The sequence below is a fragment of the Methylobacterium sp. WL19 genome (assembly GCF_008040005.1).
In the GTDB taxonomy this organism is placed as follows: Bacteria; Pseudomonadota; Alphaproteobacteria; order Rhizobiales; family Beijerinckiaceae; genus Methylobacterium; species Methylobacterium bullatum.
This window is the reverse complement of the sequence record NZ_VRVC01000135.1, coordinates 1-12,979: the sequence shown is the minus strand read 5'-3', so window position 1 is coordinate 12,979 and position 12,979 is coordinate 1. Positions and strand designations below refer to the sequence as shown.

The window sequence follows — 12,979 nt, the reverse complement described above, 5'->3', positions numbered from 1 at the left end:
GCGACGTAGCGGTCGCGCAGGCCGGGCTCGGTGAGGATGCGCAGGCAGGCCCGCGCGATCCCGGCCGGATCGCGCGGATCGACGAGGAGGCCGTTGCCGCAGGTCTCGACGATGTCGTTGGGACCGCCGCTGTCGGTGGCGACCAGCGGCAGGCCGGCGGCGGAGGCCTCGAGCAGGGTCAGGCCGAAGGGCTCGTTGAGGGCCGGGTTGACGAACACCCCGCCGCGCTCGCGGGCATAGGCGTAGAGGGCCGGCACGTCGTCGGGGCGGTGGGTCTTCGGATAGGCCACAAGCCCGTAGAGATCGTGGCGGTCAATGAGCACGAGGAGGTCGCGCATGGTCTCGGCCATGCCGCCGTCGAGGTCGTCGAGGTCGTCGCGGGTTCCGGCCACGAGGACGAGGTTGGCGCGCGCCTGCAGTTCCGGGCTCTCGCCATAGGCGGTGACCAGGGCGGCGAGGTTCTTCCTCGCCACGGGCCGGGCCAGCGCGAGCAGCGCGGGCTTGGCCGGATCGCGCAGGAAACGGTCGATGGAGGCGTCCACCCTCGGGCAGGTCCGCGCCGCGTGGAAGCGCGCCAGGTCGCTGCCCGGCGGCAGCACGCGGATGCGGCCGGGATCGTAGGCGGCATAGGTCGCGTATTGCACCTCGGCCTCGTCGCGCGAGGAGGCGATGACCAGGGCGGCGCGGGCCAGGGCCGTCTCCTCGGCCGCGATCCGGTGGGCCAGGGACGGGGTATCCGTCGGCGGCCGGCCCATGGCGCGGGCCTTCACCCGTCCGAGGGAATGCGCGGTGAACACGAAGGGGATGCCGAGCCGGTCCTCGACCAGGGCGGCGACGGCGGCCGCATCGGCATAATGCGCGTGGATCATGGCGGGGCGCACGGGCTGCGCGGCGATCCACGCGACGAGGGCTTCGGAGAAGCTCGCCACCTCCCCGTGCAGCGCTTCCTTGGGCAGGTAATCCGGCGACGCGCTGGCGAGTCGCACGATCGTCACCTTGTCCGATACGGCTTCCTCGGGCACGGCGTAGTCGGCTCCGAGCGCACTTTCGAACAGACGGGTGGCGATGACGATTCGGTCCGAGGCCGAATCCCGGTCACAGGCCCGGACGAGATCGAGCAGGTAGCGGATATGGCCGCCCGTATCGGCGGTGAGGCCGTAGGCGACGTCGTCACCGCGAAGACATCCTTGAAGCGCGATATGAAGAACGAACATCAGCGGCGGGGTGCCGGCGCGTCAACCACGGATAAAATGTCGACTTTCATACCTAAAATACAAGAACAACCCGTGATCCGTATCGCGCAGGTCGCACCCAACATCTTTCCGACCCCTCCGACGCATCATGGCGGGACGGAGCGCGTCATCCATGATCTCAGCATAGCACTGCGAAACTTGCAGGTTGAGGTAACGCTCTTCGCCCCGGCGGACAGTGTGACAGATATACCAAGGGTCGGGGATCATCTCAGTCTCGCCGCCTTGGAGGCCCGTGAGGGCCGCGTGGCTCCGGGAGTGCCGGCAGCCCTGGAAGCGCTCCAGATGGAAGCGCTTGCCCGCCGCCTCGACGATTTCGACATCGTCCATTGCCACGGCGAGTTCGCGCATGCGCCCGTGCTCGGCGCGCGGCGATGCCGCAGCCTGACGACCGTGCATTGGCGCGTGGACGAGCGCGACCGGGCGCTGTTCTTCGCCGGCTTCCCCGACCTGCCCGTGGCGGCGATCTCGGCGGCGCAGGAAGCCGGCATCCCGGCGGCGAACCGCGCCGGCATCGTCCATCACGGCATCGCGCGCGACCGTTACGCCCTGCGGAGCGAGCCGGAGGGCCATCTCGCCTTCATCGGCCGGATGACCGACCAGAAGCGGCCCGACGTCGCCATCCGCGTCGCCCGCGCGGCGGGCCTGCCGATCCGCCTCGCCGGAACCGTGGATGTGGGGAACCCGGATTATTTCGACCGGGCGGTCCGCCCGCTGCTCGGTGACGACGCCGTCTATGTCGGCCCGGTGGACGATGCGGCCAAGGGCCGGCTCCTCGGCGGCGCGCGCGCCCTCTTGTTTCCCATCGACTGGCCCGAACCCTTCGGCCTCGTGATGATCGAGGCCATGGCCTGCGGCACCCCGGTGATCGCCTGGAACCGGGGCTCCGTGCCGGAGATCGTCGAGGACGGGGTCACGGGCTTCGTCGTCTCCTCCGAGGCCGAGGCGGTGGCGGCCCTGGCGCGGGTGGGCGAGCTCGACCGGGCGCAGGTGCGCCGCCGCTTCGAGGCGCGCTTCACCGCCGAGCGCATGGCCGCCGACTACCTCGCGATCTACCGGCGCCTGCTCGGCCGGTGAGCGGGCGCATGCGCACGGCGCTCCTCGCCTGGGACTATCCCCCCGCCCCGAGCGGGCTTTCCACCGCCGCGCGCGAGATCGCCGAGAGCCTGAGCGCGCTCGGCGTCACTGTCACGGTGTTCACCCTCGACCGCACCGGGTCCGGCGACCATGCGGGCGTCGGGATCGAGGGGATCGGCCTCCCGCCGGGCTCGCGGCTCGCGCGGCTGCGCCTGTGGGGATCGGCCGGGCACCTCGCCGCGCCCATCGCCTTCCGCCGGGCGGTGCTGCGGGCCCATGCCCGGCATCCCTTCGATTGCATCGAGGCCACGAACTGGTACGGGCCGGCCGCCCTGCTCGGAGGCGGCGCGGCCCCGCCCCTGGTCACCCGCAACTCCACGCCCGCCGCCTTCTCGCGCGAACCGGCCGCCTCCCTGCGCGACCGCCTGGACGGTCTCGCCGCCGACCGGCTGGAACGCCGGCAGGCGAGGGCGAGCGCCGGGCTGATCTCGAATACCGGCGAGCACGCGGCGCGGATGACGGCGCTCTACGGCCTTCAGCCGGCCCGGCCCCATACCGTCCGGCCCCATACCGTCCGGCCCCATACCGCCCGGCCCCATGCGGTGATCGGCCTGAGCCTGCCCCCGGAGATGCTGGAACGCGGCCGCGCCGCTCCCTATCCGGAGGCCACGGGCGGCCCGGTCCGCCTGCTGTTCGTCGGCCGGGCCGAGCCGCGCAAGGGGTTCGATCTCCTGCTCGCCGCCGCCGCGATCCTCGGTGCCGATTGCGAGGCGGGAACGCTTCCCCCCTTCGAGATCGCCCTCGTCGGCGTGCCCGAGGCCGATCTCCCGCCGGATTGTCCCGCCGCCGCGCGACGGCGCCTGCGCCCCCTCGGCCGGATCGACGCCGTGGCCTTGGAGGCCGCCTATGCGCGAGCGCATGTCGTCCTCGCCCCCTCGCGCTACGAGAGTTTCGGCCTCGTCTACCAGGAGGCCCTGGCCCATGGCCGCCCGGTGGTGGCCTGCGCCCAGGATGCCAGCGCCCGCGCCTTCATCGGTGGGCCGGGCGCAGGCCTTCTCGCGCGGGAAGCGACGGGGGCGGCCCTGGCCGAGGCCATCCGTCCGCTGCTCCTGGATTCCGCCCTGCGCCTGCGCCTGCGGGACCGCGCCCTTTCGGCGAGCGGCGCCTTCGACCGGGCGCGGCTCGGGGCCGAGACCCTGGCGCTCTACGAACGGGCCATCGCGGCAGCGCGTCAGGGCCGGTAGGGGCGCAGCAGCGCCGTCTCCTCCTCCGGGCGCCCCCGGCCGGGGTCCATCGCCTCGTAGCGCCGGGACCGCGCCTCCACATGGGCGCGCGAGAGCCGGTGCTCGATGGCGCCGTGGAGGGAGATGAAGCCCCGCCGCCACGCGCCGCCGAGATCGGGCCGCTCGTGAACACGCCCCCCGAAACGGACATCCGCGCGGTTCAGGCGGTACTGAACGTCCGGATAGACATCCGACAACACCCCGTCGACGCGGTTGCGCCGGGGCAGGCCGATGGAGAGGACGTCTCCCTCCTCGGCCAGGGCGGCAAGGGCCGGAAGCAGCTCACCCACGGCGGCTGCCAACTCCTCGTCGGCGTCGAGCTGGAGCGTCCAGGCACGGCGCGACAGGGCCTGCAGCGCGTTGCGCTGGGCCGCGAAATCGCCGGCGAGGGGGCGGGCGGCGACCCGCACGGCGCCGGAGGGATAGCCGGCGATGGCGGCGGAAACCGGCGGGCTGTCGGGGGCGTCGACGAGGACCACCACGTCGCCGGTCCAGGCCGCATGGGCGGGAAGGCGGGCCAGCACGGCATCCAGATCCTGCGGCCGGCAGATCAGGCCGAGCGAGACCGTGGCCGAGAGCGCGGCATCGAGATCGAACAGATCGCCGGCGGCGGCCCGCTCGGAATGCGGGTGCAGCAGGGCCGCGCGGTCGGCCCCGCCGACCGGCCTGACGCCACGGCGCAGCCGGGTGGCGGCAAGGCGGAGGGTATAGATGTCGAGACCGTAGGGCGCTTGCGGATCGAGGCGGAACGCGCGCCCGGCCAGAGCCCGCGCGAGATCGGCCCAGCACGCGGCCGGGTCCGCCCCGTCTTGGACAAGCACGCCGCACGAGGCACAGGCGATGGGAAACCCCCGCCGCCGCCCATCCTCATGGACGATGTGCCGGTCCGTCGGCTCGAGGCTATCGGCCTCACAGACGAAACAGCGTCGCATGGTTCTCCCTCATCGCGCCCGGCCTCGCCGCGCCTGAGCGGGTTCGCGGGTTTCAGGACGCAAAACCGGCGACCGCTTCCGCGGACCCTGCCTGGCATCGTCGGCATCAATGCGCGGTTTCCGGGAGGGTATGAAGGGGCCTGGGCCTTCTGGGGAGCCCCCCACTGAACGACCCGACCCGCCGGGCTCGCACCGCGGCGGATTTTTGGGTTGAAGCCAAGCTTCGCCGCCCTAGATGCCGTCGTCCTACCCACAAGGAAGGATATCCGATGAAAGACCTGCGCTCCCTCGCGCTCGCCGCGGCGCTCGTATGTGCCGGCTTGACGTCAACGGCCCAGGCCGCTCCGCTGGCCGTGGACGCCACCGCGCTCGGACAGCCGGCGGCGGTCGAAACCGTACAGTACGGGTACGGGTACCGGTCCGGTTATGGGCATTCGCCCCAGTACCGCTATCGGAAGCACATTCGCCGGCAGATGCTCCACGATCGCCGGTATGGGGCGCATCTGCGCCGCCAGGACCAGAACTATCGTCGCGCTCGCCGCTACGGATACTGACGGGCCGCAGACTTCAGAGCGAAGAGCCCTCGCATTGGGACCCCGCCCGGCGAAAGCCGGAGCGGGGTTTTTGCTGCGCCATGTGTGCGCAGCGGCACCTCGTCCCCATGTCGGCACCGATCCCGTCCCGGAATGGATTGCCGGCTGATCTTCATCGACGATACTCTCGCGCATGGCATGGAGGGGGCCATGACGTTGGATCGATATGGTATCGACGCAAGAGATCGCTCTTGATCGGACACAGCGCATCGGTGAGGGAAGAAGTGCCGAAGTCTTTGTCGACAAATCGGGCCAGATACTGAAGCTCTACAAGGCGAAATGGGGAAAGTCCCTCGCCGAAAAGGAGTTCGTCGCGACGTCGTTCGCCCATTCCCAAGGCCTGCGCGTCCCGGCTCCCTTGGGAATCATCGAGCGGCACGGACGATCCGGCGTGCTGTTCGAGCATATCGACGGCAAGACGGTTCTCGAACACTTCAGGAGGAACCCGGTCGGCATGCTGGGCGCCCTGAGGCAACTCGCGCATATTCAATTCGGCATCCACACAATCGACAATGCTCCGCTTCCCAACCAGCAGGACGCACTGCGCGTTCAAGTCTCCAGAGCGAGAGTGCCTGCCTGGCTGAAGCAAACGACGCTCGCCGTGCTCGATCGCCTGCCCGATGGGGACAATCTCTGCCACGGAGATCTCCACCCCGAGAACGCGCTCTACACGCCGGACGGTCTGGTCGTCATCGACTGGGAAAAGTCGACGTCAGGGCATCCCACAGCGGACGTCGCCCGCACCGAGCTCATCCTGCGATCCGGACGCACACGCTTCGTCAACGCCTGGGCGAAGGCGGCCGATGCGCAGATCCGCGCGAGATTGGCCGATTTCTATGTCTGGACGTATTGCCGGTTGAGCGGCCTCGACAGGCGGGACATCGACGCCTGGCGGCTGCCCATGATCGTCGCCCGCCTGTCCGGGCAGGCCGCCCCGAACGAGGACGACCTTCAGGCGGAAGCGAGACGGCTGGGACACCACTTCGCGCATCTGATCTGATGCGCGGCCCGCCGCCGGGACCGGCCTGACGCACCGCGACCGAGCCGAGCCGTAGTGCAGCGACGCGGCTCGTCGCCAACGGCACGCCGTTCGCGAAGGCGGCGGACACCATCATGCGGAGACAGAGGCTCGTCAGGCGGTCCACGCCGTGCGGCTAATATTTGTGGGGAAGCAGTTAAGAGACTGCGAACTCTCGGGAAATTTGGTCGGAGTGGCAGGATTTGAACCTGCGACCCCCACGTCCCGAACGTGGTGCGCTACCAGACTGCGCTACACTCCGACGGCCGGCGTCTCCACCGGCGAGCGGACGTATAGCGAGGCCGGCGCGGGGCCGCAAGCGCCATCATGGCCCTTGTTGCGATATGACGGCGGGACGGGCGGCCCAATCGGGGGCAAGGGTGCGGCGGATGCAGCCGACATCGGCTGCCATGACCGCGATGGCGGCGGCATGGCCCGGTGCCGTGGAGAGGGCATGCAGGCTCCACGCATTCGTCCCGGCCGGCATCGTCAGCAACTCCGCCCTGTCCGGCGTGACGGAGACGGCAAAGCTGTCGAGGGGCAGGGAGAGGCCCTGGCCGGTCGCCTTCGCCACGGCCTCCTTGCGGGTCCAGCAGGCGAAGAACGCCGCCGTGAGGTCGCGGGGCGGGAGGGTTTCGAGGGCGGCGATTTCCCGACGCGCGAAATGCGCCCGCGCGATGCGCAGCAGATCGGGCATCGGGCGTATTTCTTCCACGTCGACGCCGATCTCCGCCGAGGAGGAAAGCCCGATCAGGGCGCGGCTGCCGGAATGGGACAGGCTGAAGCGGCATGACCGGGCCTGCTCCCCCGCGAGATATGGTTTGCCGGAGGGCGCCGCGCCGAAGACGAGGCCGCGCGGGTCCGATCCGAGCCGTTCCCCGAGCACGAGGCGCAGGGCCGCGTGGCTCGCCTCGAACCGCCAGCGATCCACGTCGCGGACGAATCGGGAGGCGCGCGCGATCTCGTCGTCGGAGAGAAGATCCCGGCACGTCGCCCGATGGTCGATGGCCTGGGTGAGATCGACGTCCCAAACGGTGACGTCAGGATCCGTCCCCGCTCGGTCCGGCGTCCCGGTGCCTGTCGGCTCGTTCGGACAAGCGGAGGTCACCCGTCAGATCGACGGGCCGGAGGTGCCGTCCCACTCGCGAGCGACGACGAGGCCGAGATAGGCGATCTGACAGAGGGCGGCCAGGCCGTAGAACGTGCCGACGGCCGCGGGCCACGCGAGACCGTGCTCGACGGCGACGGCGGCAGTGATCGTCACGCTCGCGGCAAGGATCACCGCGAGGGCCATCAGCGGCCTATGCGCCCCACCGGTCTCGTCATGGACTTCCCGCACAACGCACCTCGACGCCATCGACGTCCGTCATCTCACACGTGGGATGCCGAAGCGTTAATGTGCCGGGGCCGGGCGCGGGCGGCAAGTACCGTCCGATCAGACGTACACGTTACCGGCGGTCTGTGGAAAACGCTCGGCCAGGGCGCGCCGGAGCTTTTCCAGGGCGCGGTTCTCGATCTGCCGGACCCGCTCCTTCGAAATGCCGAGACGGCGGCCGAGCGCCTCCAGGGTCGCCTGATCCTCCGTGAGTCTCCGCTCGCGCAGGATGCGCAATTCGCGCTCGGACAGCACGGTGAGCGCCTCGTTGAGCCAAGTGAGCCGGCGCTCGCCATCCACCGAGGCCGAAACCGTCTCGTCGGGCAGGTCGGACCCGTCCACGAGGAAATCCATCCGCTCGGAGGAGGCCTCGCTCTCCTCGCCCACGGGGGCGTTGAGAGACATGTCCGGTCCGGACAGGCGCGCATCCATCAGGGCCACGTCCTCGCGCGAGACGCCGATGGCGGTGGCGATGCGGCGATGGATCTCGTCGCCCACATGCTCCTCGGTGGATTGCATCAGCTTGGCGCGAAGGCGACGCAGGTTGAAGAAAAGGGCCTTCTGGGCCGAACTCGTGCCGCCGCGGACGATGGACCAGTTGCGCAGGATGTAATCCTGGATCGAGGCCCTGATCCACCACGTGGCATAGGTGGAGAAGCGGACTTCCCGCTCCGGTTCGAACCGGGCAGCCGCTTCCATCAGGCCCACATGCCCCTCCTGGACGAGGTCGGCCATGGGCAGGCCGTAATGCCGGAAGCGTCCCGCGATGGCGATGACGAGGCGCATATGGGCGGAGATCAGGCGGTGGAGCGCGTGCTCGTCGCGCTCGTCCTTCCAGCGGACGGCGAGGCCACGTTCCTCGTCTCGCGCCAGGAAGGGCGCCTCCATGGCCGTACGAATGAACTGTCGCCGTATCCCCGCGATGTCCGCCATTCCCGCCTCCGCCTTTTGTCCGTTGCGTGCGCGCACCGCGACGGACATTCCGGGTCGGTCGACCCGAATGGTCCGGAAAGCGAGGGCACCAGCCCGGGGGCATCGCCCAGGCACCGGACAACGGAGCCGTTACGTGGATAGTTCCGCCGGCTCGGGCTGACAGGGGGCCGTGACCCTGCGGCGCATCGGAGCATCCGGGCGACGGTCGTTGGCGCGACCGCCGATGCGGTGCCGACAAAGAAAAAGGCCCGGCGCTGGTGCGCCGGGCCCGATCGTCCGATGGATCCGTCTGAGATCGGCGGTCCGCTCAGGCGGCCTCTTCCCGGATCTCGTCGCTGTCGCCTTCCGCCTCGGCATCGCCCTCGGCTTCCGCCTCACCCTTGGCGCGGCGGGGCGACTTGGCGAGGCTCTGCTCGATCAGCTTGAGCGCCTCCGTCTCGGTGATCTTGTTCACCGAGGAGATTTCGCGCAGCACGCGGTCGAGGGCAGCCTCGTAGAGCTGGCGCTCGCTGTAGGATTGCTCGGGCTGGGCCTCCGAACGGTAGAGGTCGCGGACCACCTCGGTCACCGACAGCAGGTCGCCGGAATTGATCTTGGCCTCGTATTCCTGAGCGCGGCGCGACCACATGGTGCGCTTGATCCGGGCGCGACCGGTGAGCACGTCGAGGGCCTTCTTGACGAGTTCCGGCTCGGCGAGCTTGCGCATGCCGACGCTGTTGGCCTTGGCGGTGGGCACGCGCAGGACCATCTTGTCCTTCTCGAACGAGACGACGAACAGCTCGAGCTTGTAGCCGGCGATCTCCTGCTCCTCGATCGCCGTGATGCGGCCGACGCCATGAGCTGGGTACACCACCGCTTCGCCGGTCTTGAAGCCTTGGCGGCCTGCCGTCGTCTTCTTGGCTGTCGTCATGCGAGAAGCGCCTCCAGAACATCGCGCGGGTCGAGTCGCGCTGAACCTTCATTCCCGGGGTGGGTGACCCGGCTTGAGCCCCTTGTCCGCCGGCCATCGATGCGTCATGCACCGGCCGAGCGGGTCCCAGGCTAACCGATCATCCACACCATGCGATCGGGGTCGCGGAAGGCGCATGCGCCTCCAGCGGTCGATCACATGCCGCCTCGTCTCGCCGAGGTAGCGTCCCAGGAAGATGGGAAGCCGACTCTGTCGAAAAGTTTGAAAACCACCGGTGAGGTAGCCAAAGGCAGCACGTCAGGCACGAACGACGGCAGGCGGTCTACATACCACAAACCGGGCGCCGAATCAAAGGATTGCCGACGCAGGGCATGCGTGAGCGACCGGTCGGGCCGGGCTCCGCACGGCGCCCGATGCACGCGGGGAGGGAATCTCCGAAGACCTGCCGGGTCGACGCTTCCGCAGGCCGGCCCGCCATCCGCGGCGTCGTGAAGCGCCCGTGTCCGTCGGCGGGCCGGGGATCACGTGTCCGTGACCTCGAGGCGAACCGGACGTTCCGGGCCACCGGCCCGGCCGAGGGGTCAGTCGCCGGTGCCGGGGGAGGCCGAGAAATGCGCCTCGAGCTTGCCGGCGACGCCGTCCCAGTCCTTGGCGTCGGACGGGGCGTCCTTCTTCTGCGTGATGTTGGGCCAGCTCCGCGCGTAATCGGCGTTGAGCTTCAGCCAGGTTTCCAGGCTCGGCTCGGTGTCGGGCTTGATCGCCTCGGCGGGGCATTCCGGCTCGCAGACGCCGCAATCGATGCACTCGTCGGGGTGGATGACGAGCATGTTCTCGCCCTCGTAGAAGCAATCCACGGGGCAGACTTCCACGCAGTCCATGTACTTGCACTTGATGCAATTGTCGGTGACGACGTAGGTCATGTGCCCTTCAGCCCTATCCGTGGTGGGGTGGATCGCGAGACCCGAGCCCGCTTGGCCCCGATCCTAGACCGGCCTCCCGCACGGCTCCGTTAACGCGTCCGTGTGTCACGCGCCTCGCGGACGGCGCGTCGACCGCCCCGCCCGTCATTTCCGCACGGCTCTATCCCCTGCCAGGGTGGCTGACAAGCAGCGGCGGCTCACGCCGGCTGCGGCAGGTGCGTCCGTGCCACACCCAAGGAGGCCATCGGATCCGCCCATCCGCCGGCCGGCCGCTCCCTTTATCCGAGAGGGTCCGACAGGAGACGCGACGGGCGCCCTCGTAACGTGAATAGTGCCGCATCCGGCAAACTTTCCGGTGCGGTGGCGGGCGAAAGACCGTTGTTACCAAGGGTCGCAGAGCCCGCAGGGGAGCTCGGATCGTCACCGGCCGTTCCATCGACCCCGAACAGTCGCTCTCCTCGAATGCGAGGCACGCCATGAACGACAACGAGCATGCCGTCTACGCCATCGCTCCGGAACTCGGAGGATGGACGGTCTACGACACCAAGACTCTGGAGCCGGCACTGGTGAAGAGCGTCCGGCAGGTCGGCCTGGGTCGGGAGGCCGCGCATGCGATGGCGGACGCCCTCAACGCCATGGAGCGGACGGCGCCCGGATCGTCCCTGGCCCTGCCGGACGGACCGGCCTAAGCCGGTTCGCGTTGGCAAGCCAACGCATCACCCGGCTTAGCTCTTTGCTGTGTCGCAGGTTTTCGATCGCAGAACCGGGGGCCACTTCTGCGAAACCTGCTCAGGACCCGACGCCCCATCCGCGAGTCCCCGCACCGGTGGCCTGTTCAAAGGAACTCGACCCATGTCGTCATGGCCGGGCCTCGACGATCCCCACCTCGCCCTCGTCGGCAACGCGCCGGAGATCGGCGATCACGGCCGGGCCATCGATGGGGCGTCCTGCGTGGTGCGCTTCAACAACGCCGCGGGTTTCGGCGGCCCGGCGGGATCGCGCGTGACCCTCCTCGCCCTCGTCAATCGCGGAGGCCAGGCCCGCGCCTGGGTGGAGGATGACGGGTTCCTCGATCGCCCCGTGATCCGGCACGCCCGCACTTACCTGCTGGCCTTCCCCGAACTCTCGCCGGACGAGGAGGGAGCCCATGAGCGCGTCTGCTGGACGGCGCCCCTGCGGGACAAGCTCGCCCACCGCCCGGTCCATGTCCTGCCCTCCGCCCTGCATGACCGCGCCCGCCAGCAGCTCGCCCCCCGCGTCTCCGGCACCCCGAATCCGAGCACGGGCTTCCTGGTGGCGCTCGCCATCCTCGAGGGGCGGAGCCCGTCCCTGCCCCCGATCGACGTCTATGGGTTCGGCTTCGCCGGCTGGTCGGGCCACCCCTGGGACGCCGAGCGGGACTGGTTCACGGCCTGCGGCGAGGCCGGACGCCTGCGGCTCCATCCTCCCGCCGCGTCCTGACCTCGGCGCGACCGCCAAGCATGGCAGCCTGACGGCGAAAGGTTCCACAGCCGAGCGCAATCCCCATAGTTTTCCCCCAAATATAGATCTCTCATTTTTGGGAGCCTCAAGGCAGAACGAGCGTTCTTTTGATGACTGACAGCGCAATGACGCGTCGGTACGAAATAATACACTCGTTGAAGTGGGATGATGTCTATGGCCGCCAAACAGAAAACCTTGAATGATGCTTTCTATGAGACCCTCAAGGACGTCTATTACGCCGAGAAGCAATCCGTTCGCGCGTTGAAGAAATCGGCCAAATCCGCCGAGCACGACGAGCTGCGTCAGGCGTTCGAGACCCATGCCGAGGAGAGCGCCGTCCAGGTCGAGCGCCTCCAGCAGGTGTTCGAGATCATCGGCAAGTCGGCGCGGGCCAAGACCTGCGAGGCCATGCAGGGCCTGACCGCCGAGATGGAAGAGGATCTCGAGGATTTCGGCGACAGCCCGGCGGCGGATGCGGTTCTGATCGGCTGCGCACAGGCCGTCGAGCATTACGAGATCGCCCGCTACGGCACCCTCAAGACCTGGGCGAGCCAGCTCGGCTACGAGGACGCCGCCAAGCTCCTCGACGAGACCCTTCAGGAGGAGAAGAAGACCGACGAACTCCTCACGCAGATCGCCCTGGGCCTCAACGTCGAGGGCTCCGAGGAGGCCGGGACCGAAGAGGCGGCCGGGACGGAGGACGAGCCGGCTCCCCGGAAGAAGGGCGCCAAAGCCGAGTCCGGGTCCAAGCCCAAGTCCAAGGCCGAGTAGGGAGATCGAACCATGGTCGATACCAGCAAGATCCGGGAGCACATGCCGGTCGTCGGGTCGGATGACGGGCATGTGGGCACGGTGGACCATCTCGACGGGCAGCGCATCAAGCTCACCCGGACCGACCCCGAAGCCGAGGGTCGGCACCACTTCCTCCACGTCGACTCGATCGATGCGGTGGAGGACGGCAAGGTCAAGCTGAACCGGACCTGCGCCCAGGCCAAGGACGAATGGGGCACCGCGGAATAGCGCGGCGCGTCGGGCCGGAATGCGAAGGGGTTGCCCATGAGGCGACCCCTTTTTTCCGGCCTCACCCCGGCCTGGACATCGAGACCGAAGGCCGAGCCCCGGACCGGACGGATTCGTCGATGCGCGCGAGAGGCACGAAATCTACTCCGCCGGCGCGTGCGCGGTCGGCGCCAGCGCCGGGACCGG

At 69.1% G+C, this 12,979-nt stretch carries 15 protein-coding genes and 1 tRNA gene; 8 read left to right on the top strand and 8 right to left on the bottom strand.

Translation table 11 applies throughout. From position 1 onward, the window contains the following. A partial coding sequence (locus FV220_RS20900) for a glycosyltransferase (RefSeq protein WP_147833087.1) occupies positions 1-1,214 on the bottom strand: 1,214 nt, incomplete at its 3' end. On the opposite strand from FV220_RS20900, the gene FV220_RS20895 reads away from it, so the two are divergent. Beyond that, the gene (locus FV220_RS20895; RefSeq protein WP_348642099.1) at positions 1,131-2,327 is read left to right on the top strand and encodes a glycosyltransferase family 4 protein; all 1,197 of its coding nucleotides are present in this window, start codon (positions 1,131-1,133) and stop codon (positions 2,325-2,327) included. The genes FV220_RS20900 and FV220_RS20895 overlap by 84 nt on opposite strands. 8 nt (positions 2,328-2,335) lie before the next feature. Continuing rightward, positions 2,336-3,571, top strand: a complete 1,236-nt coding sequence (locus tag FV220_RS20890; RefSeq protein ID WP_147833086.1) for a glycosyltransferase family 4 protein — start codon at positions 2,336-2,338, stop codon at positions 3,569-3,571. Here FV220_RS20890 and FV220_RS20885 read toward each other — a convergent pair. Beyond that, positions 3,559-4,542 (bottom strand): hypothetical protein, encoded by a 984-nt coding sequence (locus tag FV220_RS20885; RefSeq protein WP_147833085.1) that lies wholly within the window; start codon positions 4,540-4,542, stop codon positions 3,559-3,561. The two genes, FV220_RS20890 and FV220_RS20885, sit on opposite strands and share 13 nt — an antisense overlap. Positions 4,543-4,811: 269 nt before the next feature. Here FV220_RS20885 and FV220_RS20880 point away from each other — a divergent pair, with 269 nt between their 5' ends. Together FV220_RS20880 and FV220_RS20875 are read left to right on the top strand one after the other, a co-directional pair. Further along, positions 4,812-5,096 (top strand): hypothetical protein, encoded by a 285-nt coding sequence (locus FV220_RS20880; protein WP_018045669.1) that lies wholly within the window; start codon positions 4,812-4,814, stop codon positions 5,094-5,096. Positions 5,097-5,301: 205 nt separating this feature from the next. Continuing rightward, a complete protein-coding gene (locus FV220_RS20875; RefSeq protein ID WP_147833084.1) occupies positions 5,302-6,135 on the top strand; it encodes an aminoglycoside phosphotransferase family protein in 834 nt (277 codons plus the stop codon). 203 nt (positions 6,136-6,338) lie between these two features. Here FV220_RS20875 and FV220_RS20870 read toward each other — a convergent pair. The 6 genes from FV220_RS20870 to fdxA form a co-directional block, all read right to left on the bottom strand. After that, positions 6,339-6,415: transfer RNA gene (locus tag FV220_RS20870), tRNA-Pro, on the bottom strand. A 63-nt stretch (positions 6,416-6,478) separates the two neighbouring features. Further along, positions 6,479-7,261 (bottom strand): 4'-phosphopantetheinyl transferase superfamily protein, encoded by a 783-nt coding sequence (locus tag FV220_RS20865; RefSeq protein ID WP_147833083.1) that lies wholly within the window; start codon positions 7,259-7,261, stop codon positions 6,479-6,481. Positions 7,262-7,264: 3 nt separating this feature from the next. After that, a complete protein-coding gene (locus FV220_RS20860) occupies positions 7,265-7,492 on the bottom strand; it encodes a hypothetical protein (protein WP_147833082.1) in 228 nt (75 codons plus the stop codon). 96 nt (positions 7,493-7,588) lie between these two features. Continuing rightward, positions 7,589-8,461 carry an RNA polymerase factor sigma-32 gene (locus FV220_RS20855; RefSeq protein WP_026176254.1) on the bottom strand — a complete coding sequence of 291 codons (873 nt, stop codon included), beginning with the start codon at positions 8,459-8,461 and terminating at the stop codon, positions 7,589-7,591. A gap of 307 nt (positions 8,462-8,768) precedes the next feature. Next, positions 8,769-9,371 (bottom strand): CarD family transcriptional regulator, encoded by a 603-nt coding sequence (locus FV220_RS20850; RefSeq protein ID WP_018045674.1) that lies wholly within the window; start codon positions 9,369-9,371, stop codon positions 8,769-8,771. A gap of 581 nt (positions 9,372-9,952) precedes the next feature. Continuing rightward, a complete protein-coding gene (gene fdxA / locus FV220_RS20845; protein WP_018045675.1) occupies positions 9,953-10,291 on the bottom strand; it encodes a ferredoxin FdxA in 339 nt (112 codons plus the stop codon). A gap of 476 nt (positions 10,292-10,767) precedes the next feature. Between fdxA and FV220_RS20840 the strand changes: the two genes are divergently transcribed. The 4 genes from FV220_RS20840 (at position 10,768) to FV220_RS20825 (ending at position 12,793) form a co-directional block, all read left to right on the top strand. Next, complete coding sequence (locus FV220_RS20840) at positions 10,768-10,980, top strand: hypothetical protein (protein WP_056143520.1); 213 nt, start codon at positions 10,768-10,770, stop codon at positions 10,978-10,980. A 163-nt stretch (positions 10,981-11,143) separates the two neighbouring features. Then, positions 11,144-11,752, top strand: coding sequence for a hypothetical protein (locus tag FV220_RS20835; RefSeq protein ID WP_147833081.1), 609 nt, complete (start codon positions 11,144-11,146; stop codon positions 11,750-11,752). Positions 11,753-11,947: 195 nt separating this feature from the next. Further along, positions 11,948-12,544, top strand: a complete 597-nt coding sequence (locus FV220_RS20830) for a ferritin-like domain-containing protein (protein ID WP_056143514.1) — start codon at positions 11,948-11,950, stop codon at positions 12,542-12,544. 12 nt (positions 12,545-12,556) lie between these two features. Then, a complete protein-coding gene (locus FV220_RS20825; RefSeq protein ID WP_056143511.1) occupies positions 12,557-12,793 on the top strand; it encodes a DUF2171 domain-containing protein in 237 nt (78 codons plus the stop codon). The last annotated feature ends 186 nt before the right edge of the window (positions 12,794-12,979 follow it).

What these genes read in the sequence shown, in the direction of transcription:
- fdxA (WP_018045675.1), bottom strand. Translation starts at nt 10,291, where the DNA reads ATGACCTACGTCGTCACCGACAATTGCATCAAGTGCAAGTACATGGAC.
- FV220_RS20890 (WP_147833086.1), top strand. Translation starts at nt 2,336, where the DNA reads ATGCGCACGGCGCTCCTCGCCTGGGACTATCCCCCCGCCCCGAGCGGG.
- FV220_RS20835 (WP_147833081.1), top strand. Translation starts at nt 11,144, where the DNA reads ATGTCGTCATGGCCGGGCCTCGACGATCCCCACCTCGCCCTCGTCGGC.
- FV220_RS20850 (WP_018045674.1), bottom strand. Translation starts at nt 9,371, where the DNA reads ATGACGACAGCCAAGAAGACGACGGCAGGCCGCCAAGGCTTCAAGACC.
- FV220_RS20830 (WP_056143514.1), top strand. Translation starts at nt 11,948, where the DNA reads ATGGCCGCCAAACAGAAAACCTTGAATGATGCTTTCTATGAGACCCTC.
- FV220_RS20840 (WP_056143520.1), top strand. Translation starts at nt 10,768, where the DNA reads ATGAACGACAACGAGCATGCCGTCTACGCCATCGCTCCGGAACTCGGA.
- FV220_RS20895 (WP_348642099.1), top strand. Translation starts at nt 1,131, where the DNA reads ATGGCCGCCCGTATCGGCGGTGAGGCCGTAGGCGACGTCGTCACCGCG.
- FV220_RS20875 (WP_147833084.1), top strand. Translation starts at nt 5,302, where the DNA reads ATGGTATCGACGCAAGAGATCGCTCTTGATCGGACACAGCGCATCGGT.
- FV220_RS20825 (WP_056143511.1), top strand. Translation starts at nt 12,557, where the DNA reads ATGGTCGATACCAGCAAGATCCGGGAGCACATGCCGGTCGTCGGGTCG.
- FV220_RS20880 (WP_018045669.1), top strand. Translation starts at nt 4,812, where the DNA reads ATGAAAGACCTGCGCTCCCTCGCGCTCGCCGCGGCGCTCGTATGTGCC.
- FV220_RS20885 (WP_147833085.1), bottom strand. Translation starts at nt 4,542, where the DNA reads ATGCGACGCTGTTTCGTCTGTGAGGCCGATAGCCTCGAGCCGACGGAC.
- FV220_RS20855 (WP_026176254.1), bottom strand. Translation starts at nt 8,461, where the DNA reads ATGGCGGACATCGCGGGGATACGGCGACAGTTCATTCGTACGGCCATG.